Source organism: Pseudoalteromonas sp. SANK 73390 (assembly GCF_054966645.1).
In genome coordinates this window covers 1-18041 of record NZ_ARPN01000013.1, presented here as the reverse complement: position 1 = coordinate 18041, position 18041 = coordinate 1, and the positions used below count along the sequence as shown (strand labels likewise).

The window sequence follows — 18041 nt, the reverse complement described above, 5'->3', positions numbered from 1 at the left end:
TTGAGGCTAATTTAACATAATTATAATTTACGTTTTGAACCTGACTTAGCTCTGTCTTTTATGTTGGTTTGAATATAAATTTGGTCTGTTGTCGCTATTTTGGAATGACCCAAATCTTCAGATAAATGCTTAAGTGGCCGGTGTTGCGCATCGTGTGTTGCACCCGTATGCCTTAACCAATGCGCAGTTGCGGCTTTAAGTAATTCAGCTTCATCTATAAAGCCGTCTTTGTTTAACGACTCTACTGCTAAATCAAAACTTTGCTGAACAATTCGGCGCAGTTGCCGCACATTCATTCCACCTTGACCCCGTAATTTATGGATTATTGGAAATGCTTCATCAACGCGTGGCAAGGAGGGTAAACCACGGTAAGTCCTATACCTTTTTAAGCATTCAACAATATCCTCACTTAAAGTTACATCTCTAAGCTTATTGCCTTTGCCCATAATTCGTAAATACCAAAATCCGTCTGGATCTTGCCAAAAGTGGCTCATAACAGGTGACCACTGGGGCCTTTCCGATAGCTCCGAGATCCTTAAATATAAACCTTTTAAGCACACAAGCGTAAATAAATTACGTTCTAGCTCTGGTTGCTGTTCACTCCTATCTTTAGTCACACCTAATACATACTCCCATTGCAAATTGCTCAGCGTATCAGGCAGCTTGATCTGCGATTGTACAACTAAAAAAGGACTATTTTTTTTTACTACAGGAACAAAATTTGTATTCGTCTTTTCTTCTAAAATTGCAAATTTATAAAATACATTTAATGCAGTAAACATAGCAGCTAAAGTTTGTTGGCTTATGCTTTTTTCTTTCTCAACAAACGGGCGCCAATTTATATTAACGACTCTTTTACCTTGACTATCTTTGTAACGCCATTGCACCGAATCAGCACACCAAGCTGTATTTGGCTCAACCACAAAATCAACATATTGTTCAATGTCATCTCGTCTTAAAGTAAATACAGATTGCTGTTTATGGTGCCAAGCCCAAAGGTAAAAACGTTCCAATTCATTACGGAAACGGCTAAAAGTGGCTTCAGATTTACGACCATAAACATACAGAAAGTGATATAAGAATTGTATATCATCATATGTTTGCGGTATTAACGCGGTTGTATTTTCCAAGTATAAATCTAGCTCAGGGTATTCTTGCTGTAATGTTTTGTCATCTATATGTGCTATTTGATAGCGAAGTTGTTTTAAAGTGTCGACCAATGGCACTAACATCATCGTTAAGTCCGATACTAAATTTTAGTACCAAGTATAAAGGTATATTTCTTTTTAGCAAAGAGCTGTTTAATGACAAAGCCAAATGCTTTTATAAAAAACTCTTATAGGATTTAAGTTAATAACAATTTTTCATCGACAGGGGTGAATGTATCACAACTATCCATAAGTAACTGAGCAGTAAGCTTTTGTGCTCCATATACACGACTTGAAACATCATAATTTTTGCGTATATGTGATAATAAAATAGCAAAGTCACCATCCCCTGATAGTAAAACTACTTCATCAACTTGTTTTGCGGCTTCTAATATGTCGATCGTGATTCCTACATCCCAATCTCCCTTCTTTGACCCGTCACTACGCTGGATAAAAGGCTTAAGTTTTACTTCAAAACCAATGGCCCGTAATATATTTTGAAATTGAGTTTGCTTGTCATCGCCACGATAAGTAGCGTAGGCATACGCGTATTCAATTGAACCAAGCTGTTGTGCATGCGACCAAAACGCGTTGTAGTCAAAATTATAACCAAGTGCATGTTTGCACGTATAATAAATATTCTGCACATCCACAAATATGGCTATTTTTTTCATTTCTACCTCACCTCCATAAAGCATTTAGGTTAACGGAATTAATACATTTGTACTAATTATATTTTTACTGTTATTTATAAAACATAACTTGCTATCTTACTATGTGACTCATGGGTAATTACTATCCAGATACATTTTTGGCTTTAACCTTATAGTAATCAGCCAGTTAATTACTGTGTATGTATTTCCAATATACGACTATAAAGTTCAGTGCATCATGTTCCCTCTATATAAAGAACTCTAGTAAAGTACATCCAGAAAATAGAATAAATTTTGATAGATTAAACTGGTAATATTGGTTGATTGCTGTTCATAAAGTATACCAGTAAGATGATTCTAGCGGTTCAATATTCGCGCAATATTTAATCTTTAAACGTTAGAAGTCAACACCATTCAAAATTTACTTGGCACAATAATAAGGAATAAAACAATGGTAATATCGCTAAAATTAAAAGCAAAAAAATAAAAGAATTATCCAATAAGGATGCTGAATCTATATATGGGGGAGCTTACATATCATTCAAGGCTTCAAGAAAGAATCGTGTGAATACGATAAGAACCAAGCCTTTATCATTAAAATGTTAACACTAGATAAGATGATAGAATTAAAACTAGATAATTATAAGTGACATGCCAATACAGAAAAACTATGAATGCTTAACATGAATAAGATAGCACTAAATTAATCTAGTGATGAAAGATCAAAAGCACTTATTTATAAGAGCAAATAAAATAGTAAATTTATGCTCCGGCTAAACTAAGTTTTGGCATTGAAATATTGGTGTGTGAAATCGACCTCAACAGTTTACACATAAGCTAATTACTTAAATGTATGATCTTGCAAATAAAGCTTGTCATTAGCCGGCCTAAATAAGCTTCAATATGAAGCAGAGCAGGATCATATTCTATACAGAGCATCTCTATGATCTCATAGCATTCGTTTTTCTTCCTTACCTAAAGATAATCTTCTTATTTTTTCATCTCAATCTAGTTAAAGCAAACCACACAAAAATTAACCAATACCACAATTTGGTTGATATTATGGTCATGATAATAACTGTTTTACCTCTCGTTATAAAAACATTGAGATATTTTATATGGTGCTACCCAAAGGCTTCCACTACTTTGTCATCCGCAACTGACATAAACTATTATGCTGTATTGCTCATTTCGCGTAATAAAAGTTTTGATTTGAACAAAATTCATACCTCAAAGATCAAAAGCCCCTAATAAAAACTGCTAGGTTAAGATATTTCTTCCTTCCTGTGCAGAATATCACTACACAGCATTGCTAAACTTTTCGAGCTTTTGAAAGCGACTCATTGCTGTTAACTTTGTGACCTGAGTAAACCAACGAAGAGGAAATAGAGCATAGCAGTCAACGCTTTTGACGCCAAGCCTGTTTGTAGTACTAGCAAATGCACTGCCGATAAGCACCATTTGGTTTAAGCTCATAATTGCGGCTCATTTTGCTTCACAGTGATGCCTAAAAAATTAATTTAAAAAGCTTGGTATTAACTGTGTAATGGTCAAATTAAATACAAAATTTTCCGATTAAAATTGGATATTTGGAAGGTGGATATAGATATATGAATAACTTCAGGTAAAGGCATTTAGCAAACTAGTGTTGTGTTAAGTTCATAGTTCATGTTGAATACACTAAAGCAACGGGGCTAAAAACTAGCATTTATAAAACACAATATTACCTGAGTTTATTTGCAAGAGACTGTCTAATATCAAAAGTGATTTGACAACGTGAATTGATTTATAAGCAGCTCCATCGGGTAAAAGCTCTATTTACAAAACCCAACAACCTATGTGCTAATCATTACTATTATCTGAAATTTTTAAATGAACGATAATCCTAATTAGCTATTAATTAGGATATAATCACGCAAATTTTATGTAATCGCACAACCATTCAACTTAATTGGCAGCTTATGTACGAAACTATCAAAACACGATTAAATAATTTAAAAAACAACAAAGCGTTTGAGCTTTCTGTTGTGGCTGTGATCATCATCTCTGCACTTGAAATTGGTGCAAAAACATTTCCACTGTCAAGTGGCGCGGTATCGGTTACACATGTGCTTGATATATTTATAACCTTATTCTTCCTTTTTGAATTATCGGTTAGATTTATCGCTGACGAAAATAAAAAACGTTTTTTTACAAAAGGCTGGAATATTTTTGACACTCTCGTTGTGGTGATCAGTCTCATTCCTATTAATGACAGTGAAATGGCGCTACTCGCTCGACTAGTCAGGGTATTTAGGGTGCTTAGAATGGTTTCGGTTGTACCTGAACTTCGAGTATTAATCAATTCATTGATAAAGGCATTACCACAATTAGGCTATGTTATCTTACTTATGTTTATTATCTTCTACATTTACGCTGCTATCGGAAGTTTCATATTCAATGAAATTAATCCCAAGTTATGGGGTGATATAGCAATTTCAATGTTAACGTTGTTTAGGATTATGACGTTTGAAGATTGGACAGATATTCAATACGAGACGATGGAAGTCTATCCAATGTCTTGGGTATTCTATTTATCTTTTATATTTTTTACTGCATTTGCGTTTTTAAATATGGTGATAGGCATTGTGGTGAATGTGATGGAAGATGAGCGCTCTAAGTTACGAAAAGAAAAAGAAAACGCTCAAAATATACCCACCATTGAAGACCTACACAGTGAAATCCAACAACTAAAAGCATTAATTATAAGCCAGCAACAAAGCACTACTGATTTAGCTAATAAAGAGCATTTATCGTAGCTATAGGCAAACACATTAAGCCATACTTTCGCATATACCGGCTTATTTAATGAACAAAGCTAATACACAGAGGCGGCAGGGAGCCGCCTTCAATATTTTAAGTTTATGATATGTGCAGTGTCATCCAGTGCAACAAAAATTATAAAATATTACTATTAAAGTATTTAAAATTTGAAGCGCATAAAATCACAATTACCAATTAAACATATGCGTACAAACTCTAAATATCAAATTTACTCTTACATTTATTCATTCTCGCGTGCTAAATATCTCAATCACTACGTTTAAAGTTGCTGATGTAGGATAACGATATACCTAAATACTTGTCTAACTTATATGAAGGTATTTACCTTATCGATAGAGGGAGCCTAGTCACCAAGTCCTTTACCTATCACGATTCAGACCTCTAATTTAAAGCAATTAGCATCATTTGAAAGGGATTGCCGTCCAAAAAGCAGAATTTCAACCAAAATACAGCATTTGAGCGTACACGTGTAAGCTGCTAATTTATCGAAAAATATTCTCAATAAAATTAAATAACGATAAAAAACTCGTTAAAAGTTATGTAGAGTGATTGATCTATTGTGATTTTTATGCCGTAATGTAAGATATATGTATCTGGTCGGATGAGTTGATTATGAGTTTAAGAACACAATTAAAGAAAGTATTACCAAGCATTTCAGTAACAGAACAAGAAGCACTGGATGCCGGTGATGTATGGCTTGAAGGTTCAATTTACCAAGGTAAGCCAGATTTCGATGCACTAAGAGCTGTGCCAGAGGCAAAGCTAAGCGCTGATGAACAGGCCTTTTTAGACGGGCCGGTTAAAGAGTTAATGGCGATGATAGATGACTCTGTGATCCAAAACAGTAAGCATTTACCTGACCATATTTTAGAATTTTTGAAAAAAGAGCGTTTTTTCTCACTTATCATTCCAAAGTCTTTTGGTGGCCTAGAATTTAGCCCTTACGCTAATTCGACTATTGTGGGTACGATTGCAACTAAATCATCTGCTGTTGCCGTTACCGTGATGGTCCCTAACTCTTTAGGGCCTGGTGAGTTATTGCTGCACTATGGTACTGAAGAGCAGCAAGCTCATTATTTACCACGCCTTGCAAATGGCCGTGAAATTCCATGTTTTGCGCTTACAAGCCCTGAAGCAGGCTCCGATGCAGGTGGCATACCGGATATTGGCGTTGTTAAAAAAGGCCAATATAATGGTGAAGAAGTACTTGGTTTAGAGATAACTTGGGACAAGAGATATATTACGCTCGCGCCTATTGCGACTGTGTTAGGGTTAGCATTTAAAGTAGAAGACCCACACAGCTTACTCGGTGGCAAAGAACATTTGGGTATTACTTGTGCATTGATCCCTAAATCTCACCCTGGTGTTGAGCTGGGTAATCGTCATGACCCTATGGGCATTCGTTTTTACAACGGTACTACTCGTGGTGAAAAAGTATTTATACCAATGGACTTCATTATCGGTGGCCAAAAAAATATCGGTCGAGGTTGGCAAATGCTTGTTAGTTGTTTAGGTGCAGGCAGGGGTATTTCATTACCTGCGCTTGGTGTTTCAACGGCGCAAGTAGCTCTAAAATCAGCATCTGAATATGCTGCGGTTCGTGAGCAGTTTGGCTTATCAATTGGTCAGTTTGAAGGGATTCAAGAAAAGCTAGCTGACATTGCTGGTAAAACATACCTACAAGAATCCATGCGTGTTTTAACCACTGAGGGCTTGGGCATGGGCTTAAAACCATCAGTAGTAACAGCAATTGCAAAATATCATATGACAGAAATTGGTCGAGATGTTTTAGACTCTGCGATGGATATTCAAGCGGGTAAAGCGATTCAAAATGGTCCACAAAATACCTTAGCAAGTGGGTATGTGGCTCAGCCTATCGCAATTACAGTAGAAGGCGCGAACATATTAACTCGTAACCTAATGATTTTCGGTCAAGGTGTAATGCGCTGCCATCCATATTTGCAATCTATGGTTGAGTCAATTCACAGCCAAGATAAAGATGCAGATAAAGCGTTTAATAAGATTTTTCGTAAAACAGTTGGCTATAGTGTAGCAAACAGCTTACGGGCATTACGCTTAGGCGTATTACCATTTACAGCAGGAAGTAAATCATCATTACCTGAAGTACAAGCATATGAAAAAGCGGCGCACCAGTTATCTGCTAAATTGGCAGTGTATGCAGATTTCTCATTATTAGTATTGGGCGGTAAGTTAAAGCAAGCTGAAATGCTATCGGCGCGTTTGGGTGATGTAATGAGCTATTTGTATGCGGCTATGGCCTCTATCAAATACTACGAGCAGAAAGTAGCCGTGGCAGATAGACAAGCTGCTGCACCTTACTTTCACTATGCAACGCGTTGGGCATTACAAAATGCTGAAAATGCATTACACAAGTTTTTAGACAACTTCCCATCATCGGTAACTCGTAAATTTATGCGCGTGATCACCATGCATTATACACACAGAATGCCAGCTATTAGTGATGACTTAGTGCGCGAGCTAGCTAAAGCAGCACAAATGGATACTGCTTTTAAAGCGCAACTTACGCACTTGATTAAGCCAACAGCTGGCGATGGTCATGATATAAATGAGCAGGCGTATAAAGCTAAAATGGCTTGCTTAGATTTATTAGCAAAAGTAAAAAAGGCATTACGTAAAAAAGAGATTAAAGCGGGCGTACGCTTTGCTCAAACGCTAGATAATGCGTTAGCTGCCAACTTGATTAACGCAGCTGAATACACACAATTGATTGACTACAATAAGAAACGTGAAAAAGCGATTCGAGTTGATGAATTTGATTTTGATATGAACCTACTTGATGACAATGCAAAACCTACTGAGAATGTACAGCAGGCAAGCTAAATAATTTTCAACAATGCCCTAAGTGCCAGCAGTAACGGCACTTAATTATTTTGATAAAGCCCCTAACTCATTTTAGGGGCTTTTTTTATGCATAAAACATGGTAGGGTTTTGATTAAATAACTAACTGTAAAACATTATGTTATATCAATTTTTAAGTGAACAATTTAGTGAGCTCATTGATAAAAATAATCATACCAAACTTTGGAGCGGCTGCGGTGAAGTTCGTAAGATGTGTCTTGATGAGCAAAATGTTGTGGTTAAGTTTTCATATGTACCTGAGCAATTGATTCATCGCCATATTCAGCAGTCTGACTTTGCATTGTCAAGAAAGCGTACTTCTTACAAAGTTGAGTTAGAGTTTTATCAATGGTTTCATACAAATCCAAAAGCGGGGTGTCAAATACCTGAGTTGATATTTTCCAGTCAAAAAAACAATGCAACCTGTTTGGTATTAGCAGACTTTGGCTATCAAGGTTTTGTGCAACATACTGATGTTTCAATGCAGCAACATCATGCAATATTGAGTTGGCTTGCTCGCTTCCATAGTCAACTTTTAAATCAAAGTGAGCAGATTGGCTGGCAACAAGGAGGTTATTGGCATTTAGCCACTCGCCCTGATGAGTGGCAAAGAATGCATCATCATGGACTCAAAACCCACGCAAAATATATTGACGATTTAGTCACACACTGCCCTTATAGGTGTGTCATACATGGTGATGCTAAAGTCGCAAACTTTGCTCTAGATAGTCATTTAAATGTTATGGGTTTCGATTTTCAATATGTTGGTGGTGGAGTTGGTGTGCAGGACGTGATGTTGTATTTTACCAGTGTGTTTGACGAAGCATCATTATTTAATCATGCAGATAGGTTATTAGAATATTATCTTAAACAGTTAAATGCACACTTAAGAATTAATCATTCTACAGATTATGTAATAAATTTGATTAACAGTTGGCGAGCACTATGGCCTGTTGTTTGGGCTGACTTCCATCGTTTTTTACTCGGTTGGAAACCTGATCATGTGAAAATAAATCAATATATGCTTGAACACACGAACGCCACTTTAGCGCAAAATAGAGGTTAATATGATTTATGCATTAATAAGTGCGCTGTGTTGGGCAGGGTTTGACCTATGTCGTAAACAACTAGCTCAGTCATTCAGTGCCCCTAAAATGTCGATTATGTTTAGCTCGCTGGTATTGCCTATATTCTTGGTTTTATGGATCTCTAGTGGTGCAACATTGCCAACTAATGATTACTATTTAAGTGCAACGGTTAGTGGATTACTTGCCGCGCTTGGTAGTGTGTCGTTTATCCGAGCTCTGGCATTAGGTAAAATGGCTATTGTTTTACCTATGTTGTCATTCACGCCTGTGTGCTCGGCCTTACTTGCTTGGTTCTGGTTAGAAGACCCTTTGAATTCTATACAAATTATTGCAATTTTAGGTATTACTTTAGGTTCCTTTTGGGTATTAGGCGGGCGTCTGAAAACCCAAGAAGCTGGTGTTTGGCAAGGACTACTAGCTGCATGCTGTTGGGGATGCTGCATTGTACTCGACAAATTTGCATTGCAATATGGACCTAGAGAGTTTCACGCAATCTATATCACTATTATTATTTTATTTACCATTTCAATTATGCTTGGGGTAAAAATAAAGTTAAATATTTTAAAAAAGTTTCCTCTGTGGTGGTTGTTTGCGACTTTATGTTTTTCGGGTGCAGTCATTTTTCAATTTATGGCAATAGAGTTGCTACAACCTGGGGTAGTTGAAGGATTAAAGCGTGCGGTAGGAATTCTAAGTGCATTGCTGATCGGTATGTTATTTTTCAAAGAGCAAATAAGTGTAAAGCAAAGCGCAGCAATTATGTTAATTTTGATAAGCAGTGTAGTTTTGGTGTATTGAAAGCGCCCACCAAAAGTGGGCGCTAAAAATAGCTTAGTTACAAGATCCTACACGTTTCCAAACATTACTGAAGATGTCTGGTTGTGCTTGACGAGACCACCAAATGGCTTCGTACTTGTTATTTTTATACACCACGATGTCACCTATTTTATATTGCTTGTTAGCAAGCCAATCGCTGCCATCACAACCTCTAGGATCAACAACTACAGGTTTAGTGATAGTCGATGATTGCGCCTGATCATTAGATACAGTGAGTTCAACAGTGTATGTTCCCGCAGCCAAATATGTATGTGTTGGTGAAACTTGTGTGCTGCTGTTACCATCTCCAAATTGCCAACTATAATTTGTTGCATTTAGAGATGAGTTTGAAAAAGTAACCGTATTTCCATCAACGCTATATTGGAAATTAGCAACAGGCAATTCACCTCCTCCACAATCTGTTGATGATGAAAGTAAGTCATATGCACTTTTTGCTTGTACGATACCATATCCATATGATGTATCTCTGCCTTGAGCGCCTTTATCTTTTGCTGAACTATTCAATGCGTTACGAATTTGCTCATTTGAACAATCTGGGAAATGGCTCCATACTAATGCTGCAACACCAGAAACGTGAGGCGTCGCCATAGACGTACCGCTGATTGACTTATACCCATTATTGTTCCAAGTAGAGTTAACGCCCACACCTGGTCCAGCAATTTCTACTTGATTATTATACTGTGAGAATGACGCTTTATTTTCTGAACTATCAACGGCTGCAACAGATACAACGGCATCATAAGATGCAGGGTAGCTTAAACTGCTATTACCACCATTACCTGCCGCCGCTATATGAAGCATACCGCGCTGATAGCTTTGTTCAAAGGCATTGCGCTCTGCTGTTGAGCTACCACTACCACCTAAACTCATGCTTGTAATGTTTGAGCCAGCAGTTTCACATTGTGATATTGCTTTAATTAAGTCAGAACCATAAGCCCATCGACCTTGGTCATTAAATACTTTAACTATGTGTAAACCAAGTTGACCTGACGGGTTAACGCCTACAACACCTTGACTATTACCACCAATAGCAGCAATTGTGCCAGCAACGTGGGTGCCGTGACCGTTACCATCATTGTACCAGTTACCTGTGTTATTTGAGCCATACCCATCATTACCTGTGATACCTGAGCTTGGTAGGTCTGGGTGATTCAAAGTATAACCTGTATCCATAATACATACTTTGCGGTTACCACTCATATTATCAGCTAGCTGATTTGCTTGAACCATATTGATCCCGTAAGGTGTTGATTCAGCCATTAAAAAACGTTTAGGATCTACCTCAACGTTGGCAACTTGCGGGTTTGATTTAAGCTCTGCTAGTTTTTCAGGTGTTACATTCATGACCACTGCATTAACACTTGGCAGCGCTGTCATTGGCTCTACATTAAGTTGATGCGCAAACGAATTAAGTGCTTGTTGCTTGTAGTTAGAAACATCAGAGTTGCTCACAGACAATGGCAATGTATTAATTACATTATCTTTAAGTGTTACAATTACGCGTTGCTCCTCACTTGCAGCAACGTGGCTTGCACTTAGTGCTGCACCTACACAAACTGACAGAATTGAAAGTTTTACGCTGTTAGAAACTATATTTTTCATTTTTAATTACCTTTATTACATGTTGTTAACCCGTGTAAATAAAACAGGTAAATAGCCCCATGTCAATAGTCTGTTTTTTGAGCAAAAGAAGGGGCGGGAATAATATTCTCATAAAAAACACAAAAACATATTAATTATTTAATATATTCTGAAAATTCACTTTATTATTCTATTTTATTGCTTATTTAGGTATTAAAAATTATTTGACCAGCGCTGTCATATTATCAAGGGTAAATGGCTTTGCTGTTAGAGTTGCATGTGCAAGGGAAAAATAGCGAAAGTCGATTTGAGCTACATTATTACCGTGTATTGCTTGATATAAAGGCGCATATTTAGGCTGGTAAGCTTTAAAAATCGGCAGAGTTAGATCGCCAATGGCATTGCGATTATCGGCGGCAAAATCAGCAATTTTAACAATAGCTAGCGCGCCTAAAGTTACATGGCCACCCACCGAAACATCCAATAACTGATGTTGATTTTTATCCCAGTTTATTCCCCCAATTTTTATGTTTTGGCGGACCGATAGCTCTTCTGCTGCACGGGATGCACCTACCGCCATTGCATCGTTTGCAGCCCATATCAATTTAGTATTTTCAAAGCGTTTCAATAGCCCTTTAGTAATGCTATAAGCTTCTTGCTCTGACCAACCAGCATTGACTCTTTGTAATAACTTTAAATAGTAAGAGCGGTTACTGTGGCTCAGTAAGCCTTGTTCTCGTAATCTGGCGGCATCTGTTGCTAAGTCACCAAGCAGTGCCAAAGTGTTAATAGTTGGGTTTTTTTCAGATTTTATAATAAGATTTTCTAATTCTTGAATAAGTACCCGACCAGCTTGAAAGTTGTCCGGTACTATGCTTCCTAATATTCCCATTCCCCGAGCTTTTAAACGAAGTAATTCTTGCTTGCTAGGTTTATTAAGAAGAAATAAAACTTTATTGTGTATATGCTTTGATGTGAGCAATGCTTGAGCTGCTGCCGATTTTTCATCAACTAAAATAATGTAATGATCTTTGCGCGTTAAAACTTGATCAATCAGGTTTTTCATACGTACATGATTGCGCTCAGCATACACGGTTGTTAACTCAATATTTAGATCATCTGCCGCAGCATCCATTAGTGAAGACACATTAAACCAAAAATTACCGGTAGGGTTTTCGTGTGCAAAGCCTGGGTTTACAAATGTCACTTTTACCTGCTGTGCCTTGCTAGGCAGTGCTAAGAGCAATAAAAGTACAATAAATGCAAAGTTTTTTAGCAACACTTACCTCCTTATCTTTTGTTAAGTAACTATTATGGCACAAAAACCTAAAAGTACTTGTGTAACTTCATGCTAGTTTTTTACATTACTTTGCTGGTATTAAAAAGCGCATTATAATGCTCGCAATTTTTTAGGAGGATGTATGTACAATTTTCTATTACTCGTTTTACTAAGCCTGAGTACACAGTTATTTGCTCAGCAAAGCAGTAAGTTAGAAGTGACAATGAAAAACATGGGCCATGCCTATAAGCAAGCAATGAAAAGCGAGTCACAGCAACAGCTATTAAGTAGTATTAAATTACTAACTGAGCACCTATTAGTAAGTAAACAACATCAGTTTAATGCGCAGCTACATGATAAATCGCAAGCAGGACTAGATAAGGTACTTAGAATAGTCAACGAAAGTAAGTTGTTAGCTAATGAAGGAAAATTAGCCGATGCAAAAACTAAGCTTTTAGAAGTCGACAAATTACGAAAGCAATACCATAAATTGCATGAGCCTCCGAGTATTTGGGATTTGCTGTTTGGAAACTAGGTGCTTGCTGAATGATATTGCTTAAATTTGAGTCCATATTATGAATTATTTCCTTAATCAGTTTGAATATTATGCAACTATGTATAACAGGGCTAGCTATTCGTGTTCAGCCTGATATAAAGGAAAGGGTAATGTTTAAGAAGGAGCCGCTATGACGGAACAAAACCTACAACTAGATGATAGCGTCATTGCAACATTAAAAAATAAAGATCACTCAGCTTTAAGTGAAAAGCTTGATAGTATGGCTTGTACACATACTGATATTATTGAGCTCCTGGCTCAATATCAGGCACTAAGTGAACAAGAAGATGATGAACGATTTGATAATTGGTATGATGGCTTATGCAAATCTCAACTTGATGTACTGAAGGCTTTTGAAGTCATGCGTGCGCATTTTGAGCAAGAGCATCAATAGCAATATAACTAAGATAAGGCATTTTAGTGTTCCGCTGAGCGAAATCATGAAAGCATAACATGCGACAGAAACTGTTGTTTTTATAAAAGATATTTACTGTTTAGTAATTTATTTAGCTGATTTTGCTTTATCTAATACTTTTGCGTATTTTCATTGAACAATGAATTGGCAATGAAATTACTACGAAGATGAAATGTTTAGTTTTGTGGATTGTAGTTTTCTGTTAAATAACGTAGCCGCAGCATGTGCGATTAATACTCAGATACTATAAAGTGGGCCAGTTATTGTGTGCAGCCCAGATGATAATGCAGCAATAAAATAAACCTATAAATGGATTATTTGATAGAAAGGTCATACTTGCTAATTAATGCATCAATGTAGCGCTCACGCAAAGAATGGTTGTGTTCATGTTTTGCTGGGTGACTAAAAGCACGATTAAGTAATTTAATTGCTTGTAATAAGCGAGGCCGTTGTTCAATGCTTACACTCGGTGAGCTTCTTCCTTCTGTTATTTCATCGACAATAACGCGCCCTAGCTCAATGTGAACCAGCTCTTCGATTAAACCATTTTGGCTTAGCACACCATACTTACTACACAAATATTGTTGCCACGCTATTTGAATCTGTTCACATAAATCATCACTAAAGCATTCGTCGTGACATACAAACCCTTGTTGTTGGCATTTACTTAAACTTTGCGTGTAGTGTTGATAAAAAAGTTCATAGGCTTGCGCAGAACTTGATATTTTGTGTTTTATTAAATCTAAGCCCCACTGTGTACACCCTCTAGGGTAATAATCTGTAAACTCTTCACATTCGTACAAGCCAAGAAAAGAACTGCACTTTATTTGGTTTTGAATACTATAACTGGGTTTAGGGAACAACCCGGTTTGTTGCCAATCATATAATTGCTCAGCACTTATTTTTAAGCCATGGCAAAGCTCTTCAGTACGGTAAAAATGTGTATTTAGATGATTGAGTAAGCTCATTATTTTTACTGGATAAATGTACAGTAAAATCATTGTGGCTGATATTACTTTTAGTTTCAAGCAAAATGGACGTATTTTTGTAGCCTCTAAAATAACAAAATTAAATTACGACAATGCTAAGTTCTCTTTAACCTCAAATTTGGGTAAGAGTGTGGCAATAGTAAACATCTAAAAGCGCTGAACATTCATCATCCAATAACGCGATTTAGCCCAACATCACGTTACTTTCACATGTAATAACCGGCTATTACAAGTGGAAGTAACGCAGAGAATGGTCGAAATAACTTTATTGGGCAAATTCATCTTACCCAGAGTTAAGGTTATTTAAATAATTATGCTGTTTTTGCCAAATTTAATACTTTGCTACTCGGATAATATGTCTATTTATGGTAAAACAGTGCGCAAAGTCAAAACTGCAAAATTAGAATACGATGCGAACAATTCAAACGATAAAACAAGCGAGCTTAATCACGGCAATTAAAACTCCGTACACTGAAAATGGAGAAATTGACCTAAATGCTTATGATGATTTAGTTAAGCAACAAATAGCTAGTGGAGTTGAAGGTATCATTGTTGGTGGCACAACGGGCGAAGGTCAACTAATGAACTGGGAGGAGCATTTAATGCTCATCGCGCATAGCGTAAACACATTCTCAGATAAATTAATGATTGTTGGTAATACTGGAAGTAATAACACCCGCGAAGCAGTTAAGGCTACCGAATATGGGTTTGCATCAGGAATGGATGCTGCTTTGCAAATAAATCCATATTACGGCAGAACATCAATCAAAGGGGTGATGACGCATTTTGAACGTTTACTAGATATAGGTCCTGCGTTTATCTATAACGTACCCGGTAGAACGGGACAAGACCTTACTCCCGACATTATCGAGCCATTAGCTAAACATAATAACTTTATTGGTGTAAAAGAGTGTGCTGGCAATGAGCGGATTGCTCATTATGAAGCTAAAGGGATTGCTTGCTGGTCAGGTAATGATGATGAAGCACATGATAGCCGCCATCGTTATCAATCACATGGTGTTATTTCAGTCACCTCAAACTTAGTTCCAGGATTGTTCCGTCAATTAATGGATACTGAAAATAATGAGTTGAATCAGCAGTTACAACCACTCATGCAATGGTTATTTAGCGAACCCAATCCCATTGCAATTAATACTGCTTTAATCATGACTGGCGCCGTAAAACCCGTGTTTCGCTTACCATACTTACCGTTAGAAGACGCGCAACAACAACTCGGCATTGAACTGATCAACCAACTTAACGAAGTTGACATTGTTGGCTCGAAAGCTCGGATTATTGACGAAACACGATTAAAACTTTGTTAGGCTTGCACAAATAACGTATAATCTGCGGCCCTTAAGTATTGGTCGCAGGTTTTACCATGAATTTTAAATCTTTTAGCTTTTCACCTTTGCTACTACAAGCATTAGAGGAATTAAATTTCCATACCTTAACCCCAATACAGCAAGCCGCTATACCTGTTGTGCGCAAAGGGCATGATGTATTGGCAACAGCTCAAACGGGAACTGGTAAAACAGCAGCGTTTGCACTACCTATCTTACAAAAATTACTCGAAGGAGAGGGTGGGCCTCAACCACGAGCGCTTATTGTTGCACCAACGCGAGAATTAGCGGAGCAAATAGCGCAAAATTGCGATGCATTTTGTAAACACACGTCACTTAAAACCGTGGCACTATTTGGTGGCGTGAGCACTGAGGGACAAGCGCAACAGCTCTCTAAAGGCAGTGATATAATTGTTGCCACACCGGGACGACTACTAGACCAAATACGCTTGGGCAATTTAAGTTTAGCTAAAGTTACCCACTTGGTACTTGATGAAGCAGATCGCATGCTAGACATGGGCTTTATTAATGATATGCAACAAGTGATCGAGCTTGCGGATGAGCGTCGCCAATTACTATTATTTTCTGCCACTTTCCCTTCAGCAATGAAACAGTTTGCTGCGCAAGTATTACGTCATCCAAAATATGTACAAGTAACGCCAGAAAACACAACCGCTGAAACAGTTCGCCATGTTGTATACCCTGTAGAGCAAAGTCGAAAAAGAGAATTGCTGTCGGAATTGATTGGTAAGAAAAATTGGCAACAAGTCCTTGTTTTTGTCAACATGAAAGATGTTGCCGATGGGCTAGTGGAAGAGCTAAATTTAGATGGCATACCTGCTATTGTATGCCATGGAGATAAAAAGCAAGGCGCACGTCGCAGAGCTTTACGAGAGTTTAAAGAAGGTAAATACCGAGTGTTAGTGGCAACCGAGGTGGCTGCTCGAGGTATTGATATTGAAGGCTTACCACGAGTCGTAAATTATGACTTACCTTATCTTGCTGAAGATTATGTTCACCGTATTGGCCGCACCGGTCGAGCAGGTAATCAAGGACAAGCGATTTCATTTGTATCTCGTGAGGAAGAGCAAGTGCTGGTACATATTGAGCAGTTGATTGAGCAACACATTAAACGCTACTATTTACCTGGCTATGAAGTTAGTAATCGAGAGTCTTTGATTAAAAAATTGACTAAAAAACCGGCACATCAACGTCGCCAGCCACGAAGCAACCGCCCTAGCAATCAGGCCAGTGGTGAAGCAAGGGCTAAAAATCGCTCTCGTATAGCCAATGTACGAAAGCAAAATAAAGGCAAAAGCTTAGGCTTAGATAAATAAACTTTGTTTTAAAATTGCCCGCTATCAAATTGGCGGGCAACAATCATTAGCTTCATTATCAAGTTTGACCTTTGTTCACCAGTGCAACTTTCCTGTTTATATAACTCTTTTTAATACATTATCTGTTCAGCCTATTGATATGAATACTTACTTAGGTCTAAAGTGTTGTTTTGCTTTTTTTGATCAGGATGTGTTATGAAATTACCAATTTATCAAGTTGATGCTTTTGCCAGTGATTTATTCAAAGGCAATCCTGCTGCAGTCATACCACTAGATGACTGGCTTGATGACACGCTCATGCAAAAAATTGCTCAAGAAAATAACCTCTCAGAAACTGCTTTTTTCGTAAAAGCTAACACGGGGTACGAGTTACGTTGGTTTACTCCCAAAGAGGAAGTTGATTTATGTGGCCATGCAACACTTGCCACAGCCCATGTGCTCTATCAACACTTAGGCTATGATGAAAAAAGCATATCTTTTCACACTAAAAGTGGCATGTTGGAGGTCAGTAAAACCACACAAGGCTATAGCATGGATTTTCCAGCCTCTGTTTTGGAAGAAGTGCCCGTACCGCTTGCACTGCTACGTGGGTTAGGCGATATAGAACCAGTGCAAGTGCTTGCCGCGTTTGATTATGTTGTTGTGCTCAAAAATGAGGCTCAACTCAAAGCTCTTGAACCTGATTATAATGCTTGGCGTGAATTAGAGCTACGCGGGGTGGTTGTGACTGCAAAAGGTGACAATATGGACTTTGTTAGTCGTTGTTTTTTCCCTAAACTTAAAGTTGATGAAGACCCTGTGACAGGCTCAGCCCATTGTGAATTAGCACCTTACTGGGCTCGTACGCTTGATAAAACGCAGCTATGTGCCTCTCAAATTTCGCATCGCGGCGGAACTATTTTATGTAACGTTAAAGATGAAAGGGTGATGTTAATTGGCCCCGCCATTGACTATATGCATGGTGAAATAAATTATAAAAGCCTTTAGTTAGATTTTTCGTCTTGATATTTTAATGCTAATTTTATTAAAACATTGATCGTTCTAGCAAACTAAATAACTCATTAACTGCGTTAAAGTAACTCATGTAGAATAACGAGATAACATATTTTTG

General features: G+C 37.6%; 15 protein-coding genes. 9 read left to right on the top strand and 6 right to left on the bottom strand.

The window, feature by feature from the left end:
• Positions 1-20: 20 nt before the first annotated feature.
• The 3 genes from SANK73390_RS01230 to SANK73390_RS01220 form a co-directional block, all read right to left on the bottom strand.
• Positions 21-1232: a tyrosine-type recombinase/integrase gene (locus tag SANK73390_RS01230; RefSeq protein WP_462762697.1), complete on the bottom strand. Its 1212-nt coding sequence runs from the start codon at positions 1230-1232 to the stop codon at positions 21-23.
• Positions 1233-1345: 113 nt separating this feature from the next.
• Positions 1346-1822 (bottom strand): NYN domain-containing protein, encoded by a 477-nt coding sequence (locus SANK73390_RS01225; protein ID WP_462762525.1) that lies wholly within the window; start codon positions 1820-1822, stop codon positions 1346-1348.
• Positions 1823-3100: 1278 nt separating this feature from the next.
• Complete coding sequence (locus SANK73390_RS01220) at positions 3101-3277, bottom strand: hypothetical protein (protein WP_462762522.1); 177 nt, start codon at positions 3275-3277, stop codon at positions 3101-3103.
• 485 nt (positions 3278-3762) lie between these two features.
• Between SANK73390_RS01220 and SANK73390_RS01215 the strand changes: the two genes are divergently transcribed.
• The 4 genes from SANK73390_RS01215 (at position 3763) to SANK73390_RS01200 (ending at position 9391) form a co-directional block, all read left to right on the top strand.
• Positions 3763-4599 (top strand): ion transporter, encoded by an 837-nt coding sequence (locus tag SANK73390_RS01215; RefSeq protein ID WP_462762520.1) that lies wholly within the window; start codon positions 3763-3765, stop codon positions 4597-4599.
• Positions 4600-5236: 637 nt separating this feature from the next.
• Entirely contained in the window at positions 5237-7486 is a 2250-nt protein-coding gene (locus SANK73390_RS01210; RefSeq protein ID WP_462762518.1) for an acyl-CoA dehydrogenase, read from the top strand.
• Between the two features lie 137 nt (positions 7487-7623).
• Entirely contained in the window at positions 7624-8571 is a 948-nt protein-coding gene (locus SANK73390_RS01205; RefSeq protein WP_462762515.1) for a hypothetical protein, read from the top strand.
• A 1-nt stretch (position 8572) separates the two neighbouring features.
• Positions 8573-9391 (top strand): EamA family transporter, encoded by an 819-nt coding sequence (locus SANK73390_RS01200; RefSeq protein WP_462762512.1) that lies wholly within the window; start codon positions 8573-8575, stop codon positions 9389-9391.
• A 33-nt stretch (positions 9392-9424) separates the two neighbouring features.
• On the opposite strand, the gene SANK73390_RS01195 is transcribed toward SANK73390_RS01200, so the two are convergent.
• Together SANK73390_RS01195 and SANK73390_RS01190 are read right to left on the bottom strand one after the other, a co-directional pair.
• The gene (locus SANK73390_RS01195; RefSeq protein WP_462762509.1) at positions 9425-11032 is read right to left on the bottom strand and encodes a S8 family serine peptidase; all 1608 of its coding nucleotides are present in this window, start codon (positions 11030-11032) and stop codon (positions 9425-9427) included.
• 199 nt (positions 11033-11231) lie between these two features.
• On the bottom strand, positions 11232-12293 hold the full coding sequence (locus SANK73390_RS01190; protein ID WP_462762506.1) for an ABC transporter substrate-binding protein: 1062 nt from the start codon (positions 12291-12293) through the stop codon (positions 11232-11234).
• Between the two features lie 139 nt (positions 12294-12432).
• On the opposite strand from SANK73390_RS01190, the gene SANK73390_RS01185 reads away from it, so the two are divergent.
• A complete protein-coding gene (locus SANK73390_RS01185) occupies positions 12433-12825 on the top strand; it encodes a cytochrome b562 (RefSeq protein ID WP_462762504.1) in 393 nt (130 codons plus the stop codon).
• 151 nt (positions 12826-12976) lie between these two features.
• Entirely contained in the window at positions 12977-13240 is a 264-nt protein-coding gene (locus SANK73390_RS01180) for a hypothetical protein (RefSeq protein ID WP_462762502.1), read from the top strand.
• A 335-nt stretch (positions 13241-13575) separates the two neighbouring features.
• Here the strand turns inward: SANK73390_RS01180 and SANK73390_RS01175 are convergent, their stop codons facing one another.
• On the bottom strand, positions 13576-14229 hold the full coding sequence (locus tag SANK73390_RS01175; protein ID WP_462762499.1) for a DUF6058 family natural product biosynthesis protein: 654 nt from the start codon (positions 14227-14229) through the stop codon (positions 13576-13578).
• Between the two features lie 431 nt (positions 14230-14660).
• Here SANK73390_RS01175 and dapA point away from each other — a divergent pair, with 431 nt between their 5' ends.
• The 3 genes from dapA to SANK73390_RS01160 all read left to right on the top strand — a co-directional run bounded on the left by dapA (position 14661) and on the right by SANK73390_RS01160 (position 17917).
• The gene (dapA, locus tag SANK73390_RS01170) at positions 14661-15575 is read left to right on the top strand and encodes a 4-hydroxy-tetrahydrodipicolinate synthase (RefSeq protein ID WP_462762497.1); all 915 of its coding nucleotides are present in this window, start codon (positions 14661-14663) and stop codon (positions 15573-15575) included.
• Between the two features lie 56 nt (positions 15576-15631).
• Positions 15632-16930 carry a DEAD/DEAH box helicase gene (locus tag SANK73390_RS01165; protein WP_462762494.1) on the top strand — a complete coding sequence of 433 codons (1299 nt, stop codon included), beginning with the start codon at positions 15632-15634 and terminating at the stop codon, positions 16928-16930.
• Positions 16931-17125: 195 nt separating this feature from the next.
• Complete coding sequence (locus tag SANK73390_RS01160; protein WP_462762492.1) at positions 17126-17917, top strand: PhzF family phenazine biosynthesis protein; 792 nt, start codon at positions 17126-17128, stop codon at positions 17915-17917.
• Positions 17918-18041 lie beyond the last annotated feature (124 nt).

Excerpts from the sequence above, each read along its gene's own strand:
- SANK73390_RS01230 (WP_462762697.1), bottom strand. The coding sequence starts at position 1,232 with ATGTTAGTGCCATTGGTCGACACTTTAAAACAACTTCGCTATCAAATA.
- SANK73390_RS01195 (WP_462762509.1), bottom strand. The coding sequence starts at position 11,032 with ATGAAAAATATAGTTTCTAACAGCGTAAAACTTTCAATTCTGTCAGTT.
- SANK73390_RS01220 (WP_462762522.1), bottom strand. The coding sequence starts at position 3,277 with ATGAGCTTAAACCAAATGGTGCTTATCGGCAGTGCATTTGCTAGTACT.
- SANK73390_RS01160 (WP_462762492.1), top strand. The coding sequence starts at position 17,126 with ATGAAATTACCAATTTATCAAGTTGATGCTTTTGCCAGTGATTTATTC.
- SANK73390_RS01185 (WP_462762504.1), top strand. The coding sequence starts at position 12,433 with ATGTACAATTTTCTATTACTCGTTTTACTAAGCCTGAGTACACAGTTA.
- SANK73390_RS01210 (WP_462762518.1), top strand. The coding sequence starts at position 5,237 with ATGAGTTTAAGAACACAATTAAAGAAAGTATTACCAAGCATTTCAGTA.
- SANK73390_RS01165 (WP_462762494.1), top strand. The coding sequence starts at position 15,632 with ATGAATTTTAAATCTTTTAGCTTTTCACCTTTGCTACTACAAGCATTA.
- dapA (WP_462762497.1), top strand. The coding sequence starts at position 14,661 with ATGCGAACAATTCAAACGATAAAACAAGCGAGCTTAATCACGGCAATT.
- SANK73390_RS01205 (WP_462762515.1), top strand. The coding sequence starts at position 7,624 with ATGTTATATCAATTTTTAAGTGAACAATTTAGTGAGCTCATTGATAAA.
- SANK73390_RS01180 (WP_462762502.1), top strand. The coding sequence starts at position 12,977 with ATGACGGAACAAAACCTACAACTAGATGATAGCGTCATTGCAACATTA.
- SANK73390_RS01225 (WP_462762525.1), bottom strand. The coding sequence starts at position 1,822 with ATGAAAAAAATAGCCATATTTGTGGATGTGCAGAATATTTATTATACG.
- SANK73390_RS01200 (WP_462762512.1), top strand. The coding sequence starts at position 8,573 with ATGATTTATGCATTAATAAGTGCGCTGTGTTGGGCAGGGTTTGACCTA.
- SANK73390_RS01215 (WP_462762520.1), top strand. The coding sequence starts at position 3,763 with ATGTACGAAACTATCAAAACACGATTAAATAATTTAAAAAACAACAAA.
- SANK73390_RS01175 (WP_462762499.1), bottom strand. The coding sequence starts at position 14,229 with ATGAGCTTACTCAATCATCTAAATACACATTTTTACCGTACTGAAGAG.